The organism is Serratia marcescens (assembly GCF_001902635.1).
Taxonomy (GTDB): Bacteria; Pseudomonadota; Gammaproteobacteria; order Enterobacterales; family Enterobacteriaceae; genus Serratia; species Serratia marcescens_F.
In genome coordinates this window covers 23,547-42,047 of the sequence record NZ_MJAO01000012.1, presented here as the reverse complement: position 1 = coordinate 42,047, position 18,501 = coordinate 23,547, and the positions used below count along the sequence as shown (strand labels likewise).

The following is an 18,501-nucleotide window of genomic DNA, read 5'->3' as shown; positions in this document are numbered from 1 at the left end:
ACCCTAAGCAGCGATAGCCAGACTCAGGGAGAGCATTCATGTCGACTACCATTACCATGATCGTACCGATCAAAAATACCGTTCCCGGCGTCAGCAACGTCTTCAGCGCGCCGGGCCATCAGGGTGCATTGCTGATGGCCAAACCGGTCAACAACCAGCCGGAAGGCGACAAGGCGAAGAAGAACGGAGGCGTCAACGGCAATGACGAACCGGCTAACCCCAACGAAAGCCGCGCTTCGGCCCGCATCAAAGCGCTGAACCAGCAAATTCAGTCTCTGCAGCAAAAACTGGTGGAGCTGAAGGACTCCGGCGCCGATCCCAAAGAGATTGAAAAGCAGCAGCAGCAGATCGAAGCGATGATCAGGATGCTGCAGGCCGAGATCGCACGCATCCAGAGAGAAGAGATGGAAAAGCAGCAGCAAAAGCAAATGGAAAAAGCCGCGGCGCTATCCGGCGACGGCGTAAACCGCCCGACGCCGCTCAACGCGGTGGACGTCTATATCTGAGTCAATATTCCGCGTTTTCCTGCCGGCGCTGGTGCAGCAGCGCCGCCTGCTGCCGCGCCACCTGCCAGATGGCCTCCGCCGCCGGCGTCAGCGAGCGGTTCTTGCGCCGCACCAGCATCAACGCGCGGTTGATCTCCGGCTCCAGCCGTCGCACCCTGAGGCGCCCCCCTTCCGGCAATGGCAGCGCCAACGCCGGGAAAATGCTGATACCAATCCCCTCTGCCACCATCGGGAACAGCGTGGCCGGATGGCCGATTTCCTGCACCACCTGCGCCTCGACGCCCTGCTGCCTCAGCGCGCTGTCGATCAACGGCCGGCTGCCCGACGCATAATCCTGCAATACCAGGCGGCAGCCGTTCAACGCCGACCAACGTACCGCCCGCTGCGCAGCGAACGGATGATCGTCGCGGCACAGCAGCAGGAACGGTTCATGCAGCACCGCTTCGCACTCCAAATCCACCGCCTGCACCGGATCGACCACGATGCCAAAATCCACCTCGGCATTGCGCACACTATGCAGCACCTGCTGCTGCGCCTGATCGCGCAGCATGATGCGGATCTCCGGGTATTGGCGTTCGCCGGCGGCGATGCACTGCGGCATCAGGTGGGCGGAAATGGTCTGGCTGGTCGCCACCCGCACCGTGCCGCTGCGCTGTACGCCAAAGCTGCGCGCATCCAGCAACGCGGCCTGCAGCTCATCCAGCAACCGTTCGACCCGGTTGGCCAGCCGCAGGCCGGCGTCGGTCAGCACCACTTCACGCGTGGTGCGATCCAACAGGCGTACGCCAACCTCCGCCTCCAGCTCTTTCACGCTGTGGCTGACCGCCGATTGCGTCAGGCCGATCGCCTCGCCGGCGCGGCTGAAACTGCCGTGGCGGGCGACAGCGACAAACACCCGCAGCTGTTTGAATGAGTAATTCATGTGTTTTATTCATAGATGAATTAAATAAATCAATTTAATTATTATATGCCCGCGCGGGAGAATAGCCCCATCGATTTTCTACCCTGAGCGCATCGCCATGAGATTTCTGCCCGATCGTTTTACCCTGACGCTGATCGCCACCGTGCTGCTGGCCTCGTTCCTGCCGGCGCGCGGCGAGTTCGTCGGCTGGCTCAACCGCCGCCATCGCCCTGCTGTTCTTCATGCACGGCGCCAAGCTGTCGCGCGAGGCCATCCTGGCCGGCAGCAATAACTGGCGGCTGCATTTATGGGTAATGTTCAGCACCTTCATCATTTTTCCGGCGCTGGGGATACTGTTCGCCTGGTGGGCGCCGATCGACGTCAGCCCCGAGCTGTACGCCGGTTTCATCTACCTGTGCATCCTGCCCGCCACCGTACAGTCGGCCATCGCCTTCACTTCGCTGGCGGGCGGCAACGTGGCGGCGGCGGTGTGCAGCGCTTCCGCCTCCAGCCTGCTCGGGATCTTCGTGTCGCCACTGCTGGTCGGCCTGCTGATGAATGTGCATGGTGATACCGGCAGCCTGCGGCAGGTCGGCTCGATCGTGCTGCAGCTGCTGGTGCCGTTCGTCGCCGGCCACCTGCTGCGGCCGCTGATCGGCGGCTGGATCGAGCGCCATCGCCCGCTTATCGGCAAAACCGACCAAACCTCGATTCTGCTGGTGGTGTACGCCGCCTTCAGCGAAGCGGTCACGCACGGCATCTGGCATCAGGTGGGGATCGGTTCGCTGGCGTTTATCGTCGGCGGCAGCATCGTGCTGCTGGCGATCGTACTGGTGGTGAACACCTACATGGCGCGCTGGTTGGGATTCAGCAAGGCGGACGAGATCACCATCGTGTTCTGCGGCTCGAAGAAAAGCCTGGCGAACGGCATTCCAATGGCCAATATCCTGTTCCCGGCGGCGACGGTGGGGATCATGGTGCTGCCGCTGATGGTGTTTCATCAGGTGCAGTTGATGACCTGTGCGGTACTGGCGAAAAGGTATCAACGCAAGCAGCAAGCGCAGCAGGTGCGGCTCAACGCGCAGGCATCGCGCGGGTAAAAAAAACGGGCCGGAGCCCGTCAGATCAGCTTTTCTTCAGCGGCTTGACCAGGTGGTCAAGCCCTTCGATTTTAATCGCCAGCGTCATCTCCATCAGCATGCCGAGCTTGCCTTTGGGGAATTCGCCCTTGCGGGCGAACCACAGCAGGTACTCTTCGGGCAAGTCGATCAGCACCCGCCCTTGGTACTTGCCGAACGGCATCACGGTATTGGCGATCTCCAGCAGGTTTTCCTTTTCCATCAGTCACCCAGCAAGCGGATCATCTCCGCTTCGTCGATCACCGCAATGCCCAGCTCCTGCGCTTTCGCCAGCTTGGAGCCGGCCGCTTCGCCGGCGATCACCAGATCGGTTTTCTTCGACACGCTGCCGCTGACCTTAGCACCCAGCGCCGTCAGGCGATCTTTGGCCTCGTCGCGCGACAGTTGGCTCAGCGAGCCGGTCAGTACCACGGTTTTGCCGGCGAACGGGCTGTCTATCTCCTCCGCGACCACCACCACCGGCGCCGGCCAGTGGATGCCGATCTCGGCGCCCACCAGCTCGTTGATCACCTGCTGATTGAGCGCTTCATCGAGGAAGTTGCGGGTGTGTTTGGCCACCACTTCGCCGACGTCCGGTACCTCTTTCAGCGCCTCGATATCGGCGGCGAACAGTTTCTCCAGCGAACCAAAATGCGCCGCCAGGTTGGCGGCGGTCGCCTCGCCGACCTCGCGAATGCCGAGCGCGAACAGGAAGCGGGCGAAGGTGGTCTGCTTGGATTTTTCCAACGCGTTGACCAGATTCTGCGCCGATTTCGGCCCCATGCGATCCAGGCCAGTCAGAATGCCGGCGGACAGGCGGAACAAATCGGCCGGGTTCTTCACGTACTCTTTGTCCACCAACTGCTCGATGATCTTGTCGCCCATGCCTTCGACGTCCAGCGCACGGCGGGAAACGAAGTGCTTCAACGCCTCTTTGCGCTGCGCGCCGCAGATCAGCCCGCCGGTGCAGCGCGCTACCGCCTCACCTTCCACGCGCTCAACGTCGGAGCCGCACACCGGGCAGTGCAGCGGGAACACCACTTCGCGCGCATCCTGCGGCCGGCGGTCTTCCAGCACCCCCACCACCTGCGGGATCACGTCGCCGGCGCGGCGCACGATCACCGTATCGCCGATGCGCAGCCCCAGCCGCTCAATTTCATCGGCGTTGTGCAGCGTGGCGTTGCTGACGGTTACCCCGGCCACCAGCACCGGCTCCAGGCGCGCCACCGGCGTAATCGCGCCGGTGCGACCAACCTGAAACTCCACTTCGCGCACCACGGTGATCTGCTCCTGCGCCGGGAATTTGAACGCCGTCGCCCAGCGCGGCGCACGCGCCACGAAGCCCAGCGTTTCCTGCAGATCGATATCGTCGATCTTAATCACCACGCCATCGATGTCGAAACCGAGCTGCGCGCGGTCCTGTTCGACCTGGTGATAAAACGCCAGCACGTCTTCGCTGCCGGTGCAGCGCTGGGCGCGATCGCTGACCGGCAAACCCCAGGCTTTGAACTGCATCAGGCGCTCAAAGTGGCTGCGCGGCAGTTCGCCGCCTTCCAGCAGGCCGACGCCATAGCAGAAAAAGGTCAGCGGGCGTTTGGCGGTAATGCGCGGATCGAGCTGGCGCAGCGAGCCGGCGGCGGCGTTGCGCGGATTGGCGAACACCTTGCCGTCTTTGCGCCGTGCTTCTTCGTTCATCTGTTCAAAACCGGCCTGCGGCATGAACACTTCGCCGCGCACTTCCAGCCGACGCGGGATGTTGTCGCCGGTCAGGCGCAGCGGAATGGCGCGGATGGTGCGCACGTTGGTGGTGATGTTCTCGCCGGTGGTACCGTCGCCGCGCGTCGCCGCGCGCACCAGTTCGCCGTCTTCGTACAGCAGGCTGACCGCCAGGCCGTCCAGCTTCAGTTCGCAGCAGAAGGTCAGCGGATCGCTGCTCTTGAGCCGATCTTGCACGCGCTTGTAAAACGCCAGGAAGCTTTCTTCGTCGAACACGTTGTCCAGCGACAGCATCGGCACTTCGTGGCGCACCTGATCGAACGCCGCCAAGGGCGCTGCGCCCACGCGCTGGGTCGGCGAATCGGCGGTGATCAAATCCGGGTGGGCAATCTCCAGCTCGCGCAGTTCGCGCATCAGGCGATCGTATTCCGCATCCGGCACTTCCGGCGCATCCAGCACATGATACTGGTATTCATGATGGCGCAATGTGGCTCGTAGTTGATTGATTTGTTGGATTATCGATTCCATGGCTCACCATCAAAGATAAAAAACCCCCGGCTAGCGGGGGCTTTGTTGTTACGGATGTTCAGTGCGCGCGGCAACCGGTCAGGCGTTGTTTTCCAACACTTCACGGATACGCGCTTTGTAGGTTTCCAGCTTTTGCGGCGTCATCATGCGACGCTCGTCATCCAGCACCACGCCGCCCACGTCGTCGGCGATGCGCTGCGCCGATTGTAGCATCAGCTTGAAGTTCTGATTGGCGTCGCCGTAAGACGGCACCATCATGAACATCGACACGCCCGGCGTGGAGAAGTCGGACATCATGTCAGGATCGAACGACCCCGGCTTGACCATGTTCGCCAGGCTGAACAGCACCGGGCCGCTGCCGGCCGGGCTGATATGGCGGTGGAAGATGCCCATCTCGCCAAACTGGAAGCCCGACTGCAACACGCTCTGCAGCAGTACTTCGCCGCCGATCACGCCGCCCTGATGGGCCGCGACGTGCAGCACCAGCACGGTCTCTTTCAGTTTAGCCGGAATTGGCGCAACGGCAGGTTGTTGTGGCTGCGGCGCAGCTTCCTGCGCCGGTTTCACTTCCGGCGATTGCTGCACAGGAGCGGCCTCAGCGTGGAACGCCGGTTCCGCAACCTGCGGCGCCTCATGTTCATGCGGCAGATCGTCAACGCGCGGCTCGCGGCGTGCGGCCGGTTGAGGGTGCTGCGGCTCGGCCTCTTCGTCCTGCGCGTAGTTGTTCAGCAGGATATCATCATACTCCGGCCGCTGGGACAGCGGGGGCGGCGTCTGATGAGCGGCCGGCTGAACGGCGCGGGGCGCCGGCGCAGCCGCCGGAGCGGGCTTCGGCGCGGCCACGGGTTCTTCGCGCGCGGCATCGAAATGGCCGAATGACGGCTCGTCTTGCGGGTGAGCGGCGCGCACGCGCACCTCACCGACGCCTTCTTCGAGATCGTCGTTCGGAGTTTGTTCACGTTCCTTTTGGGAACGTTTGGCTGGGCGATCGCGGAAAAGCGCTGAGCGTTCTTTGCGACTGGTCCACAGACCGTGCAATAACAGCGCTATTATGGCGATCGCGCCAACAACGATTAATATCAGACGCAAATCCTGCATCATTGCTATCTCTGTTGTTCCAATACATTGCCACCGCGGCAAACATTCACTCTTTAACTCTATTTGCCCGCGCACACAAGTGCAAGTCCGTGCTGAACTTTATGCCAATAAAGATGATTATACTGCCTTTTTTTGTTGGTTTTTCAGCCAACCCTACCCTAGCCAGTGGAAAATCATCCCTATATGATAATGATGCCTGTTCAGACAACGAGATAACTTAAGATATGTCCTATACGCAGTCCCCTTCCCGCTCCACCAGCGGCATTCACTATTTCGCCGAAGGCTGGCGCCTGATTTCGCGCCCGGGGATTAAACGCTATGTGGTCCTGCCGTTGCTGGTCAACGTGCTGCTGATGGGCTCCGCTTTCTGGTGGCTGTTCAGCCGGCTCGGCGACTGGATCCCGACGATGATGAGCCACGTTCCCGACTGGCTGCAATGGTTGAGCTACCTGCTGTGGCCGCTGGCGGTCATTTCGGTGCTGCTGGTGTTCAGCTATCTGTTCAGCACCATCACCAACCTGATCGCCGCGCCGTTCTGCGGCCTGCTGGCCGAACAGCTCGAAGGCAGCCTGACCGGCAAACCGCTGCCGGACACCGGCATCCTCGGTATCGTTAAAGACCTGCCGCGCATCATGGCACGCGAATGGCGCAAACTGATGTATTACCTGCCGCGCGCCCTGTTGCTGTTGGCGCTCTACTTCGTGCCCGGCATCGGCCAGACGGTGGCGCCGGTGCTGTGGTTCCTGTTCAGCGCCTGGATGCTGGCGATCCAGTATTGCGACTACCCGTTCGACAACCACAAGGTGAGCTTCGCCGACATGCGCCGCGCATTGCGTCAGCACAAAACCGACAACCTGCAGTTCGGCGCGCTGGTCAGCCTGTTCACCATGATCCCAATCCTCAATCTGGTGATCCTGCCGGTCGCCGTTTGCGGTGCCACTGCGATGTGGGTCGATCGCTATCGCTCGCAATTCGTCCGCTAGCTGCCGATTTCCCCGGCCAATAACGCATGATTTTTAGACAGGGCGCGCATTTCGCGCCCTTATCATTGTGCTTAAAACTTATTTCCTAATAACATATAGATATACCAATTCTTTACTTCCCTGCCGGTACTGTTAGCGTATGCTTTCGATGTTCCCCACATTTTCATAGAGTTAAAGGACGGGCTATGAGCAAGATATATGAAGACAACTCATTAACAATCGGCCATACGCCGCTGGTTCGTCTGAACCGTATCGGCAACGGACGCATTCTGGCCAAGGTTGAATCACGCAACCCGAGCTTCAGCGTCAAATGCCGCATCGGTGCCAATATGATTTGGGATGCGGAACAACGTGGCGTGCTGACCGCCGGCAAGGAATTGGTGGAGCCGACCAGCGGCAACACCGGCATCGCGCTGGCCTTCGTCGCCGCCGCTCGCGGTTACAAGCTGACGCTGACCATGCCGGAAACCATGAGCATCGAACGCCGCAAACTGCTCAAGGCGCTGGGCGCCAACCTGGTGCTGACCGAAGGGGCGAAAGGCATGAAAGGCGCCATCGCCAAGGCGGAAGAGATCGTCGCAACCGATCCGAACCGCTATCTGATCCTGCAGCAGTTCAGCAACCCGGCCAACCCGGCGATCCATGAAAAAACCACCGGCCCGGAAATCTGGGAAGACACCGACGGCGAAGTCGACGTGTTCATCTCCGGCGTCGGCACCGGCGGCACGCTGACTGGCGTCAGCCGCTACATCAAGAACACCAAAGGCAAGGCCATCACCACCGTGGCGGTCGAGCCGACCGACTCGCCGGTCATCAGCCAGGCGCTGGCCGGTGAAGAGCTGAAACCGGGCCCGCATAAGATTCAGGGCATCGGCGCCGGTTTCATTCCGGGCAACCTCGATCTGGACCTGGTGGATCGCGTCGAGAAGATCACCAACGACGAAGCCATCAGCATGGCGCGTCGCCTGATGGATGAAGAAGGCATCCTGGCGGGCATCTCCTCCGGCGCGGCGGTCGTGGCGGCAGTGAAACTGGCCGAAGAACCGGCGTTCGCCGACAAGACCATCGTGGTGATCCTGCCCTCTTCCGGTGAGCGTTATCTGAGCACTGCGCTGTTCGCCGATCTGTTTACCGAGCAGGAATTGCAGCAGTAATTTCGACACTGCACAAATCGCTAAAAAAGCACCCTACGGGGTGCTTTTTTGTGGACTGGATCAAACTTTATAGCAGTCCAAGATTGCTTTTGCCCGTCGGCTTTAGTATTTAACGGTGCATTATTTCGATGCGCAAAATTAATCACCCTCAGAGCCCGGTCTAGGCTGAATCGATTTACTCATCTGTCGCCGAAGCATCAAATCGGGCATAATGGGGAGCAGATTGGAACGACGTCAAAAGCCGAGTTTTTTGATCTGAAGTGCCTAACGCGTCGTTTTCTGTTGCATCAACGTTCGCCCCTGTCCATAGTCAGGCGCTATAACCAGGTAAGCTAAAGTCAGGCCCCTGGGCTAAACTTTAGCTCCACAACATTAATCCAATAAGTTGGGGAAACATCAATGTTCCAGCAAGAAGTTACTATTACCGCTCCGAATGGTCTGCATACTCGCCCTGCCGCTCAGTTCGTAAAAGAAGCTAAAGGCTTCGCGTCTGATATCACCGTGACCTCCAACGGCAAAAGCGCCAGCGCCAAAAGCCTGTTCAAACTGCAAACTCTGGGGCTGACTCAAGGGACCGTAGTGACCATCTCAGCTGAAGGTGAAGACGATCAGAAAGCCGTTGAGCACTTGGTAAAACTGATGGCAGAGCTTGAGTAATCGGCCCGTCTTTTTAGTTAACACCAGTCAAGAGTAAGGTAGGGTTATGATTTCAGGCATTTTAGTATCACCGGGCATCGCTTTTGGTAAGGCTCTCTTGCTGAAAGAAGACGAAATTGTCATCAACCGGAAGAAAATCTCTGCTGACCAAGTAGAGCAGGAAGTCTCGCGTTTTCTGGCCGGCCGCGCGAAAGCGTCCGAACAGCTGGAAGCGATCAAGACCAAAGCTGGCGAAACCTTCGGCGAAGAGAAGGAAGCTATCTTCGAAGGCCACATCATGTTGCTGGAAGACGAAGAGCTTGAGCAGGAAATCATAGCCCTAATCAAAGATGAGCTGTCCTCCGCAGACGCCGCCGCCTACACCGTGATCGAAGGTCAGGCGAAGGCGTTGGAAGAGCTGGACGACGAATACCTGAAAGAACGCGCCGCCGACGTACGCGACATCGGTAAACGCCTGCTGCAGAACATTCTGGGCATGCCGATCGTCGATCTGGGCTCCATTCAGGACGAAGTGATCCTGGTGGCCACCGATCTGACCCCGTCCGAAACCGCGCAGCTGAACCTGGACAAAGTGCTGGGCTTCATCACCGATCTCGGCGGCCGCACGTCCCACACCTCCATCATGGCGCGCTCTCTGGAGCTGCCGGCGATCGTCGGTACCAGCGACGTGACCAAGCAGGTGAAAAACGACGACTACCTGATTCTGGACGCGGTTAACAACCAGATTTACGTTAACCCTACCGCTGACGTTATCGATCAGCTGAAAGCCGCCCAGAACCAATACATCACCGAGAAAAACGATCTGGCCAAGCTGAAGGACCTGCCGGCGATTACGCTGGACGGCCATCAGGTTGAAGTCTGCGCCAACATCGGCACCGTGCGCGACGTCGCGGGTGCAGAGCGCAACGGCGCGGAAGGCGTCGGCCTGTATCGTACCGAATTCCTGTTCATGGACCGCGACTCACTGCCGACCGAAGACGAGCAGTTCCAGGCTTATAAAGCCGTGGCGGAAGCTATGGGCTCGCAGGCCGTGATCGTCCGCACCATGGACATCGGCGGCGACAAAGACCTGCCGTACATGAACCTGCCGAAGGAAGAGAACCCGTTCCTCGGCTGGCGCGCCATCCGCATCGCGATGGATCGCCGCGAAATCCTGCACGCTCAGTTGCGCGCCATCCTGCGCGCCTCGGCGTTCGGCAAACTGCGCATCATGTTCCCGATGATCATCTCCGTGGAAGAAGTGCGCGATCTGAAAGGCGAAATCGAGACGCTGAAGGCGCAGCTGCGCGAAGAAGGCAAGGCGTTTGACGAGAGCATCGAAGTGGGCGTGATGGTGGAAACACCGGCTGCGGCGGTCATCGCTCACCATCTGGCGAAAGAAGTCGACTTCTTTAGTATTGGGACAAACGATCTAACCCAGTATACTCTGGCGGTAGATCGCGGCAACGAGCTGATTTCTCATCTCTATAACCCGATGTCCCCATCAGTGCTTGGCCTGATCAAACAGGTTATTGATGCATCTCACGCGGAAGGCAAGTGGACCGGCATGTGCGGCGAACTGGCTGGCGATGAGCGTGCTACACTGTTGTTATTGGGCATGGGGCTGGATGAGTTCAGCATGAGTGCGATTTCAATCCCGCGCATCAAGAAAATTATTCGCAACACGAATTTCGAAGATGTGAAGGCGTTGGCAGCGCAGGCCTTGGCACAGCCAACGGCACAAGACCTGATGAATTGCGTCAATAAATTCATCGAAGAAAAAACGCTCTGCTAAACTTCCACGACACTGGAACGCCGCCCAATTTAATGCTTAGGAGAAGATCATGGGTTTGTTCGATAAACTGAAATCTCTGGTTTCTGATGACAAGAAAGACACGGGCACTATCGAGATCGTCGCTCCCCTTTCTGGCGAAATCGTCAATATCGAAGATGTGCCGGACGTAGTGTTCGCTGAAAAAATCGTTGGCGACGGCATCGCCATCAAACCAGCCGGCAACAAAATGGTTGCTCCGGTTGACGGCACCATCGGTAAAATTTTCGAAACCAACCATGCTTTCTCTATCGAATCCGACAGCGGCATTGAGCTGTTCGTCCACTTCGGCATCGATACCGTAGAACTGAAAGGCGAAGGCTTCAAGCGCATCGCCGAAGAAGGTCAGCGCGTCAAGAAAGGTGATGTCGTTATCGAGTTCAACCTGCCACTGCTGGAAGAGAAAGCCAAGTCTACCCTGACGCCGGTCGTTATCTCCAACATGGACGAGATCAAAGAGCTGATCAAACTGTCCGGCAGCGTGACCGTTGGCGAAACCCCGATCATCCGCATCAAGAAGTAATCGCGAATGAGCAAGAAAAACGGCGCCCGCGGCGCCGTTTTTTTTATCCCCTTCGTCTTTCGAACCGCAGCGTTGTTGGCCGCACGTGCTCACCCCGGTCACTTACCGGAGTAAGCTCCCGGGGATTTCCCCGCTTGCCGCCTGGCTGCAATTCGAAATCCTTTGGGTATACCGCGGATAATAGACGTTCTCGGCGCAGGCAGTTTGAACATGGACAGCGCGCAACCTTCGGAACGTACACGCAGTACGTGACGAAGGCGAGCACTGCCCTAGTTCAAAATGGCAAGTAAGATAGTCTATTATTGCCAGCGCGGCACACGCAGGGTAATGACCAACCCCTCTTTGTCGCCGTTACGCGCCTCAACCTGGCCGCCATGCGCCAGCACCACCTTGCGAGCGATCGCCAGCCCCAGGCCGTAGCCCTTGCCCGACAGCGCCGATTTCACACGCACGAACGGATCGAAGATGCTCGACAGCTTCGCCTCCTCGACGCCCGGCCCCTGATCGCTGACCGCGATCTGGAACTGGTTGTCGACGCGCGTCAGCGCCACCGTCACCCGCTGGCCGTGGCTGGAAAAGCGCAGCGCATTGCGCACGATGTTGTCCACCGCGCGCCGCATCAGCTCCGCGTTGCCCTTGACGGTGAACTCCACGTCCGACTCGGCCTGCAGCACGATCTCCACGCCGGGCACCTGCGCCTCGTAGCGCGCATCGCTCACCACCGCGTCCACCAGCCCGTACAGATCGAAATACTCTTCGTCCGGCAGGCTGCTGTGTTCGGCACGCGACAGCGCCAGCAATTCGCCGATCATTTTGTCGAGCCGCCCCGACTCGTGCTCGATGCGTTTCAGCGAGGTTTCGACATTACCGGCATTCTGCCGCGCCAGGCCGATCGCCAACTGCAGGCGCGCCAACGGCGAGCGCAGTTCGTGCGAAACGTCGTGCAGCAGCTGTTCACGAGCGCTGACCAGCAGCTCCAGCCGTTCGACCATGGTATCGAAATCGCGCGCTACGTCGGACAGCTCATCATGACGGCGCCGCATGTGCGGGAACAACCGCACCGACAGATCGCCCTGCGCCACCCGATCCAGGCCGCCGCGCAGTTGACGCATCGGCCGGGCCAGGCTCCAGGCCAGCACGGCGCTGAACAGCAAACCGCCCAGCCCGCCGACCCATAGCATCGGCGCCGGAATATTAAAGAAGTGCGAACGCCGCTCCGGCCGATACTCTTCCCTCAACCCGCGCACGTTATAACTCAGCCAGTAGCCCTGCCCTTCCCCGGTCTGAACCCAGGCGGAAATCTCTTTCGGCATCCGCCGCCCTTCAAATATCGGTTCTTCAGGCGCGGGCGGCGGCGGTTGCGTCATCGGCGTTACGGACAACAGGCGTCGGTCGTCTTCAGGCCAGTCGCGCATCAGGGCTTCCAGCGCCGGCATGCCACCGCTGCGCAACTGGGTGGCGGCGGAGGTCAGTTGCAGACCGATCACCCGCCGCGCCATGGCGTTTTCCGGCGGCACATAGCGGTTGCCATATAAAGAAAACGCCACCCACAGCGCCTGCGTCATGATGAGGAAGGTCAGCCAAAAGCCGAGCAAAATTTTCCAGAACAATCTTCCGCGCATGTCAGGTTACCGAATGCGATAGCCGATACTGCGCACCGTTTCGATGCTCAGCGTATTGCCGGCCAGCGCGCTCAGCTTCTGGCGGATATTGCTGATGTGCACGTCCACGCTGCGGTCATAGGCCTCGCGCGGGCGCCCCAATCCCTTCTCGGACAGTTCGTCCTTCGACACCACGCGATCCGGCGCGCGCAGCAACAACTCCAGCAAATTGAATTCCGACGCGGTCAGATCAAACGCCTTACCGCGCCATTCGCTGCTGCGGGTTGAGGGATTCAGCGTCAGCTCACCAAAGCTGATAGCGGCCTCATCGTCCGCCTCTGCCGGCCGCTCTTCGAAGCGGCGCAGCACCGCGCGCAGGCGCGCCACCAATTCGCGCGGGTAACACGGCTTGGGCATGTAATCGTCGGCGCCCATCTCCAGGCCAATCACCCGATCGATATTGTCGCCTTTGGCGGTCAGCATGATGATCGGCAACCGGCTCTTTTTACGCACGTCGCGCAGCACGTCGATGCCGCTCATATCCGGCAGCATGATGTCGAGGATCATCGCGGTATAGTCGCCCGACAACGCGCCTTCCACCCCGGCCTTGCCGGTCAGCACCAGCGTGGCGTCAAAGCCTTCGCCCGTCAGGTACTCGCTCAGCATGGTGCCAAGCTCCAGGTCATCGTCGACCAGTAAAATTTTCATGCCTTGCTCCTTCACCGATTTTCGCTATTTTCCCGCCAATTCAGTCGGCCCGCAGCCGGTTTTACTCAATCCTTACACATCGTTCTCAGCGTCTCGTCACCGTTATTGTGGCCGCTGTCGCGCTATTTCTCTACTTCAGTCAGGGAAACAAAGCGCGGGCAGCGCCAGCCGCCACGCATTCGGAGCAGATGTGCCGTCGGTCAAAAGGGAAATGGGAAAGGCTTTCCCGGTGGAGCGTGCCACCGGGAGAGATTGCTCAGTCGAACACGCCAGTAGAGAGGTAACGATCGCCGCGATCGCAAACGATCGCCACCACAACGCTGCCGGGGTGGGCCGCCGCGACGCGCAAGGCGCCGGCCACCGCGCCGCCGGAGCTGACGCCGCAGAAGATACCTTCACGCTGCGCCAGCTGGCGCATGGTCTGCTCGGCATCGCGCTGCTCGATATCCAGCACGTGATCCACCAGCTCCGGGCGGAAAATACCCGGCAAGTAAGCGGGCGCCCAACGGCGAATGCCGGGGATGCTGCTGCCTTCCGCCGGCTGCAGGCCGATGATCTGCACCTGTGGATTCTGGCTCTTCAGATAACCGCCTACGCCGGTAATGGTACCGGTGGTACCCATGCTGGAAACGAAGTGCGTGATGCGGCCTTCGGTCTGACGCCAGATCTCCGGGCCGGTAGTGGTGAAGTGGGCGTAGGGATTATCGAGATTGTTGAACTGATCCAGCACCTTGCCCTGCCCCTGGCGCTGCATCTCCAGCGCCAGATCGCGCGCCCCTTCCATCCCCTGCTCACGGCTGACCAGGATCAGCTCGGCGCCATAGGCGCGCATCGCCGCCTGCCGCTCCAGACTCATGTTCTCCGGCATCAGCAGCTTCAGCGTATAGCCTTTCAGCGCGGCGATCATCGCCAGCGCAATGCCGGTGTTGCCGCTGGTGGCTTCGATCAACACGTCGCCGGGCTTGATCTCACCGCGCAGCTCCGCCTGCTGGATCATCGCCAACGCGGCGCGATCTTTCACCGATCCCGCCGGGTTGTTGCCTTCCAGTTTGACCCATACTTCGCTGCCCGCCTGGGCGGCCAGCCGTTGCAGTTTTACCAGCGGGGTGTTCCCGATGCATTGTTCGAGCGTAGTCACGATCTTTGCCTGTGTGTTGGTGTGCGTAAAGTAAAAAGGCAACCCGGGGGTTGCCTTGAATAAAAGGGCAGCTAAAACCTATCAGGCGCTTTTGGCTAACGCAACAGGTTGCAGCAGTTGATCGCCGGCATACAGCCGTGCATTGAGGCTACCGACGTAATAGCGGCCACCGCGCACCGGCGTTGGATTGCCTTCCGGCAACACCACGCCGATCGGCTCCTGATGCCAGCCGATTGGCTGCACCGTCAGCTGCCAGAAGTGGCCACGCGGGCTGACTTCCAGCACCTGCACCGGCAGCGGGCAGCGCTCGCTGCTCTCGGTCGCCACTTCCATTTCCCACGGACGCAGGAACAGATCGACACTGCCCTGGTGCATCGGCTGGAACGACAGCGGCCACTGGTGCGCGCCGACGAACAGCTGAGAGCCACGGATCTCGCCGTTCAGGCGGTTCACTTCCCCCATGAACTCCAGCACGAAGCGGCTGGCCGGCTCGCGCATGATCTCTTCCGGCGAGCCGACCTGTTCGATATTGCCCTGGCTCATCACCACGATGCGGTCGGCCACTTCCATCGCCTCTTCCTGATCGTGGGTGACGAACACACTGGTGAACTTCAGCTCTTCGTGCAGCTGACGCAGCCAGCGGCGCAGCTCTTTGCGCACCTGCGCATCCAGCGCGCCGAACGGCTCGTCCAACAGCAGAATTTGCGGCTCCACCGCCAACGCGCGCGCCAGCGCCACCCGCTGTTTCTGGCCGCCGGAAAGCTGCGACGGATAGCGGTTGGCCAAGTGGCCCAACTGCACCATTTCCAGCAGCTGGGTGACTTTCTGTTTGATTGCCGCGGCATTCGGGCGCTCGCGCCGCGGCAGCACGGTCAGGCCGAAAGCGATGTTGTCGAACACCGTCATGTGGCGGAACAGCGCATAGTGTTGAAATACGAAGCCCACGCGCCTGTCGCGCGCGTGCATGTGGCTGACATCGGTGCCGTGGAAGCCCAGCTTGCCACCGCTCTGGCTTTCCAGCCCGGCGATGATGCGCAGCAGCGTGGTCTTACCGGAACCGGACGGCCCGAGCAACGCCACCATCTCGCCGGAAGCAATATCGAGCGAGATATCGTTCAATACCTTGGTGCGGCCGAAGGACTTGTTGATGCCGTTAATCTCAATGCTCATGATTTTCCTCCCGCTCGAGACGCGCGTTTTGACGTTCCAGACGCCACTGCAGCGCGCTCTTCAAAAATAGGGTAACGATCGCCATCAGGGTCAACAGGGCGGCGGCGGTAAAGGAGCCGACGGTGTTGTAATCCTGCTGCAACAGCTCGACCTGCAACGGCAGGCTGTAGGTTTCGCCGCGAATCGAACCGGACACCACAGACACCGCGCCGAACTCGCCGATGGCGCGCGCGTTGGTCAGCACCACGCCGTACAGCAGTGCCCAGCGAATGTTGGGCAACGTCACGCGGCGGAACATCTGCCAACCGGACGCCCCCAGCAGAATGGCGGCCTCGTCTTCCTGGCTGCCCTGGCTGAGCATCATCGGCACCAGCTCGCGCACCACGAAGGGGCAGGTAACGAAAATGGTCACCAGCACCATGCCCGGCCAGGAGAACATGATCTGGATGTTATGCGCATCCAGCCAGCCGCCCAGCAGGCCGTTGCTGCCGTAAAACAGCAGGTAAATCAGCCCCGCCACCACCGGTGAAACGGCAAACGGGATATCGATCAGCGTCAGCAGCAGCTGGCGGCCGGGGAAGGTGAAGCGCGTCACCAACCACGCCAGCAACGTGCCGAAAATCAGGTTGAACGGCACGGTGATCAGCGCGATCAGCACCGTCAGCCAGATGGCGTGCAGCATGTCCGGATCGAGCAAATTGCTCCACATCGCGCCGAATCCTTTGGAGAAGGCCTCGGCAAAAATCGATATCATCGGCACCACCAGCAGCAGCACCGAGAACAGCGCGCCGATGGCGATCAGCGTCCACTTGCCCCAGTTGACGCGCGGGCGTTCGGCGCCGTTGAAGGCGGAAATATCAGCCATCAGTGCCCTCCTCCCAAACGTCTGCCGAAGCGGCTTTGCAATACGTTAATGCTGAACAGCAACAGCAGCGACGCCGCCAGGATCACCGAGGCGATGGCGCTGGCCGCCGGGTAGTCGAATTCCTGTAAACGCACGAAAATCATCAGCGAGGTCACTTCCGTCTTCCAGGCGATATTGCCGGCGATGAAAATCACCGCGCCGAACTCGCCCAAGCTGCGGGTAAAGGAGATGGCGGTGCCGGCCAGCAGCGCCGGCGCCACCTCGGGCAGCACCACACGACGGAAGCTCTGCCAGCGCGTTGCGCCCAGCGTCTCTGCCGCCTCTTCGTATTCCGGCCCCAGCTCTTCCAGAACCGGCTGCACGGTGCGCACCACGAACGGCAGGCTGGTGAACGCCATCGCCACTGCGATCCCAAGCCAGGTAAAGGTGACCTTGATGTCGAAGTGCGCCAGCCATTGGCCGTACCAGCCGGTGGTGGAAAACAGCCCCGCCAGCGTCAGACCTGCCACCGCCGTCGGCAGCGCGAACGGCAAATCGATCAGGCCGTCCAGCAGCGAACGGCCCGGGAAGCGGTAACGCGTCAGGATCCAGGCCATCAGCATGCCGAACACCGCGTTGAACAGGCTGGCGACGCCGGCCGCCAGCAGCGTCACTTGGTACGCCGCCACCACCTGCGGGTTGGAAATCACTTCCCAATATTGCGCCAGACTCATCTGCGCCAGCTGCATCACCAACGCGGTAAGCGGCAGCAGCAGGATCAAACAGGTATAAAACAGGCTGCTGCCGAGGCTGAGGCCAAATCCGGGCAACACCCGCTTACTGGACGACAACGCCAACATTTACTTGCGCCCTGCCGCTAACAGCTGATCCAGCTCGCCGCCGGTAGCGAAGTGAGTTTTCATCACCTGCGGCCAGCCGCCGAACCGATCTTCCACCCGGAACAGTTGGGTATCAGGGAACTGCCCCTTCGCCGCCGCCATCGCTTTCTGGTCATACACGCGGTAGTAGAAGCTGGTGATCACCTGCTGTGCCGCCGGGGTGTAGAGATAGTTCAGATAGGCTTTGGCCGCCTGTTCGGTGCCGTTGCGCTCCACATTCTTGTCGACCCAGGCCACCGGGAACTCCGCCAGAATATCGACCGGCGGCACGATCACGTCGTACTTGTCTTCGCCGTACTGCTTGCGGATATTGTTCACTTCGGACTCGAAGCTGATCAGCACGTCGCCCAAACCGCGCTCGACGAAGGTGGTGGTCGCGCCACGGCCACCGGTGTCGAACACCAGCACGTTTTTCAGGAAGCGAGTCATGAAGGCGCGAGTCTTGGCGGGATCGTTGCCGTCGGCCTGGCTGGCGGCGCCCCAGGCGGCCAGATAGGTATAACGGCCATTGCCGGAGGTTTTCGGGTTCGGGAACACCAGCTTCACGTCGTCACGCACCAGATCGTTCCAGGTGTGAATCCCCTTCGGGTTATCCTTGCGCACCAGAAACGCCATGGTGGAATAGAACGGCGAACTGTTGTTCGGCAGGCGCGCCTGCCAGTCCGCCGGGATCAGCTGCCCGCGATCGTGCAGGATCTGCACATCAGTCACCTGGTTGTACGTCACCACGTCGGCGCGCAGGCCCTGCAGGATCGCCAGCGCCTGCTTGGACGAGCCGGCGTGCGATTGTTTGATGGTCAGCTTGTCGTTCGGATGCTGCTGATTCCACTGCTGTTCAAAGCCGGGGTTCAGCGCGACGAACAATTCACGGGAAACGTCATAAGAGCTGTTCAGCAATTCCGCCGCCGACGCGGCGCCGCTCGCCAACAGCGCAGCCGCCAGCCAACCTTTCAGCATGAGATTTTTAACCCGGTTTTGTTTCATTCTGCACCTTATCGCTGAGTCATTCCTTCAGGCTTTCGCCTTATTGACGACCAGTGTATTTATAACTCGGTGCGGAGCTGTAACGCTTTTATATACCGTTTAGTGATTTACAAGCATCAAACGCTATAAGGCAGGGAAAGTGCGGCGTTTTCGGGGTGGGGAA

Annotated in this window: 17 protein-coding genes and 1 pseudogene; 7 read left to right on the top strand and 11 right to left on the bottom strand. The window is 60.1% G+C overall.

Annotated elements, in window-relative coordinates:
- The first annotated feature begins 38 nt into the window (after positions 1-38).
- Entirely contained in the window at positions 39-506 is a 468-nt protein-coding gene (locus tag BHU62_RS13440) for a FlxA-like family protein (RefSeq protein ID WP_073532461.1), read from the top strand.
- A 1-nt stretch (position 507) separates the two neighbouring features.
- Here the strand turns inward: BHU62_RS13440 and BHU62_RS13435 are convergent, their stop codons facing one another.
- Positions 508-1,428, bottom strand: coding sequence for a LysR family transcriptional regulator (locus tag BHU62_RS13435; RefSeq protein ID WP_073532460.1), 921 nt, complete (start codon positions 1,426-1,428; stop codon positions 508-510).
- A gap of 97 nt (positions 1,429-1,525) precedes the next feature.
- Here BHU62_RS13435 and BHU62_RS13430 point away from each other — a divergent pair.
- Positions 1,526-2,507 (top strand): annotated as a pseudogene (locus BHU62_RS13430) (bile acid:sodium symporter family protein).
- A 25-nt stretch (positions 2,508-2,532) separates the two neighbouring features.
- Here the strand turns inward: BHU62_RS13430 and BHU62_RS13425 are convergent.
- The 3 genes from BHU62_RS13425 to zipA all read right to left on the bottom strand — a co-directional run bounded on the left by BHU62_RS13425 (position 2,533) and on the right by zipA (position 5,870).
- Positions 2,533-2,748 (bottom strand): DUF3820 family protein, encoded by a 216-nt coding sequence (locus BHU62_RS13425; RefSeq protein WP_004936441.1) that lies wholly within the window; start codon positions 2,746-2,748, stop codon positions 2,533-2,535.
- Complete coding sequence (gene ligA, locus BHU62_RS13420; protein ID WP_073532459.1) at positions 2,748-4,769, bottom strand: NAD-dependent DNA ligase LigA; 2,022 nt, start codon at positions 4,767-4,769, stop codon at positions 2,748-2,750. The genes BHU62_RS13425 and ligA overlap by 1 nt, the downstream gene beginning before the upstream one ends.
- A 78-nt stretch (positions 4,770-4,847) precedes the next feature.
- On the bottom strand, positions 4,848-5,870 hold the full coding sequence (gene zipA / locus BHU62_RS13415) for a cell division protein ZipA (RefSeq protein WP_073532458.1): 1,023 nt from the start codon (positions 5,868-5,870) through the stop codon (positions 4,848-4,850).
- Between the two features lie 221 nt (positions 5,871-6,091).
- On the opposite strand from zipA, the gene cysZ reads away from it, so the two are divergent.
- The 5 genes from cysZ to crr all read left to right on the top strand — a co-directional run bounded on the left by cysZ (position 6,092) and on the right by crr (position 10,994).
- Entirely contained in the window at positions 6,092-6,850 is a 759-nt protein-coding gene (gene cysZ / locus BHU62_RS13410) for a sulfate transporter CysZ (protein ID WP_073532457.1), read from the top strand.
- A gap of 185 nt (positions 6,851-7,035) precedes the next feature.
- Positions 7,036-8,004 (top strand): cysteine synthase A, encoded by a 969-nt coding sequence (gene cysK, locus BHU62_RS13405; protein WP_073532456.1) that lies wholly within the window; start codon positions 7,036-7,038, stop codon positions 8,002-8,004.
- 399 nt (positions 8,005-8,403) lie between these two features.
- Positions 8,404-8,661, top strand: a complete 258-nt coding sequence (ptsH, locus tag BHU62_RS13400) for a phosphocarrier protein Hpr (protein WP_073532455.1) — start codon at positions 8,404-8,406, stop codon at positions 8,659-8,661.
- 46 nt (positions 8,662-8,707) lie between these two features.
- Complete coding sequence (gene ptsI, locus BHU62_RS13395) at positions 8,708-10,435, top strand: phosphoenolpyruvate-protein phosphotransferase PtsI (RefSeq protein WP_073532454.1); 1,728 nt, start codon at positions 8,708-8,710, stop codon at positions 10,433-10,435.
- A gap of 49 nt (positions 10,436-10,484) precedes the next feature.
- A complete protein-coding gene (gene crr / locus BHU62_RS13390) occupies positions 10,485-10,994 on the top strand; it encodes a PTS glucose transporter subunit IIA (protein WP_004936467.1) in 510 nt (169 codons plus the stop codon).
- 299 nt (positions 10,995-11,293) lie between these two features.
- Here crr and BHU62_RS13385 read toward each other — a convergent pair whose 3' ends face one another.
- From BHU62_RS13385 to BHU62_RS13355, 7 genes are all read right to left on the bottom strand, one after another.
- A complete protein-coding gene (locus tag BHU62_RS13385) occupies positions 11,294-12,616 on the bottom strand; it encodes an ATP-binding protein (protein ID WP_073532453.1) in 1,323 nt (440 codons plus the stop codon).
- A gap of 6 nt (positions 12,617-12,622) precedes the next feature.
- Positions 12,623-13,303, bottom strand: a complete 681-nt coding sequence (locus BHU62_RS13380) for a response regulator transcription factor (RefSeq protein ID WP_073532452.1) — start codon at positions 13,301-13,303, stop codon at positions 12,623-12,625.
- Between the two features lie 256 nt (positions 13,304-13,559).
- Positions 13,560-14,441, bottom strand: a complete 882-nt coding sequence (gene cysM / locus BHU62_RS13375; protein WP_073532567.1) for a cysteine synthase CysM — start codon at positions 14,439-14,441, stop codon at positions 13,560-13,562.
- Between the two features lie 81 nt (positions 14,442-14,522).
- Positions 14,523-15,611: a sulfate/thiosulfate ABC transporter ATP-binding protein CysA gene (cysA, locus tag BHU62_RS13370; protein ID WP_038881293.1), complete on the bottom strand. Its 1,089-nt coding sequence runs from the start codon at positions 15,609-15,611 to the stop codon at positions 14,523-14,525.
- Complete coding sequence (cysW, locus tag BHU62_RS13365; RefSeq protein ID WP_073532451.1) at positions 15,601-16,476, bottom strand: sulfate/thiosulfate ABC transporter permease CysW; 876 nt, start codon at positions 16,474-16,476, stop codon at positions 15,601-15,603. The genes cysA and cysW overlap by 11 nt, the downstream gene beginning before the upstream one ends.
- A complete protein-coding gene (gene cysT / locus BHU62_RS13360; RefSeq protein ID WP_073532450.1) occupies positions 16,476-17,315 on the bottom strand; it encodes a sulfate/thiosulfate ABC transporter permease CysT in 840 nt (279 codons plus the stop codon). Before cysT ends, cysW begins: the two co-directional genes overlap by 1 nt.
- Positions 17,316-18,338 carry a sulfate ABC transporter substrate-binding protein gene (locus BHU62_RS13355; RefSeq protein WP_073532449.1) on the bottom strand — a complete coding sequence of 341 codons (1,023 nt, stop codon included), beginning with the start codon at positions 18,336-18,338 and terminating at the stop codon, positions 17,316-17,318.
- Positions 18,339-18,501: the final 163 nt, after the last annotated feature.

What these genes read in the sequence shown, in the direction of transcription:
- BHU62_RS13440 (WP_073532461.1), top strand. Translation starts at nt 39, where the DNA reads ATGTCGACTACCATTACCATGATCGTACCGATCAAAAATACCGTTCCC.
- BHU62_RS13435 (WP_073532460.1), bottom strand. Translation starts at nt 1,428, where the DNA reads ATGAATTACTCATTCAAACAGCTGCGGGTGTTTGTCGCTGTCGCCCGC.
- BHU62_RS13425 (WP_004936441.1), bottom strand. Translation starts at nt 2,748, where the DNA reads ATGGAAAAGGAAAACCTGCTGGAGATCGCCAATACCGTGATGCCGTTC.
- ligA (WP_073532459.1), bottom strand. Translation starts at nt 4,769, where the DNA reads ATGGAATCGATAATCCAACAAATCAATCAACTACGAGCCACATTGCGC.
- zipA (WP_073532458.1), bottom strand. Translation starts at nt 5,870, where the DNA reads ATGATGCAGGATTTGCGTCTGATATTAATCGTTGTTGGCGCGATCGCC.
- cysZ (WP_073532457.1), top strand. Translation starts at nt 6,092, where the DNA reads ATGTCCTATACGCAGTCCCCTTCCCGCTCCACCAGCGGCATTCACTAT.
- cysK (WP_073532456.1), top strand. Translation starts at nt 7,036, where the DNA reads ATGAGCAAGATATATGAAGACAACTCATTAACAATCGGCCATACGCCG.
- ptsH (WP_073532455.1), top strand. Translation starts at nt 8,404, where the DNA reads ATGTTCCAGCAAGAAGTTACTATTACCGCTCCGAATGGTCTGCATACT.
- ptsI (WP_073532454.1), top strand. Translation starts at nt 8,708, where the DNA reads ATGATTTCAGGCATTTTAGTATCACCGGGCATCGCTTTTGGTAAGGCT.
- crr (WP_004936467.1), top strand. Translation starts at nt 10,485, where the DNA reads ATGGGTTTGTTCGATAAACTGAAATCTCTGGTTTCTGATGACAAGAAA.
- BHU62_RS13385 (WP_073532453.1), bottom strand. Translation starts at nt 12,616, where the DNA reads ATGCGCGGAAGATTGTTCTGGAAAATTTTGCTCGGCTTTTGGCTGACC.
- BHU62_RS13380 (WP_073532452.1), bottom strand. Translation starts at nt 13,303, where the DNA reads ATGAAAATTTTACTGGTCGACGATGACCTGGAGCTTGGCACCATGCTG.
- cysA (WP_038881293.1), bottom strand. Translation starts at nt 15,611, where the DNA reads ATGAGCATTGAGATTAACGGCATCAACAAGTCCTTCGGCCGCACCAAG.
- cysW (WP_073532451.1), bottom strand. Translation starts at nt 16,476, where the DNA reads ATGGCTGATATTTCCGCCTTCAACGGCGCCGAACGCCCGCGCGTCAAC.
- cysT (WP_073532450.1), bottom strand. Translation starts at nt 17,315, where the DNA reads ATGTTGGCGTTGTCGTCCAGTAAGCGGGTGTTGCCCGGATTTGGCCTC.
- BHU62_RS13355 (WP_073532449.1), bottom strand. Translation starts at nt 18,338, where the DNA reads ATGAAACAAAACCGGGTTAAAAATCTCATGCTGAAAGGTTGGCTGGCG.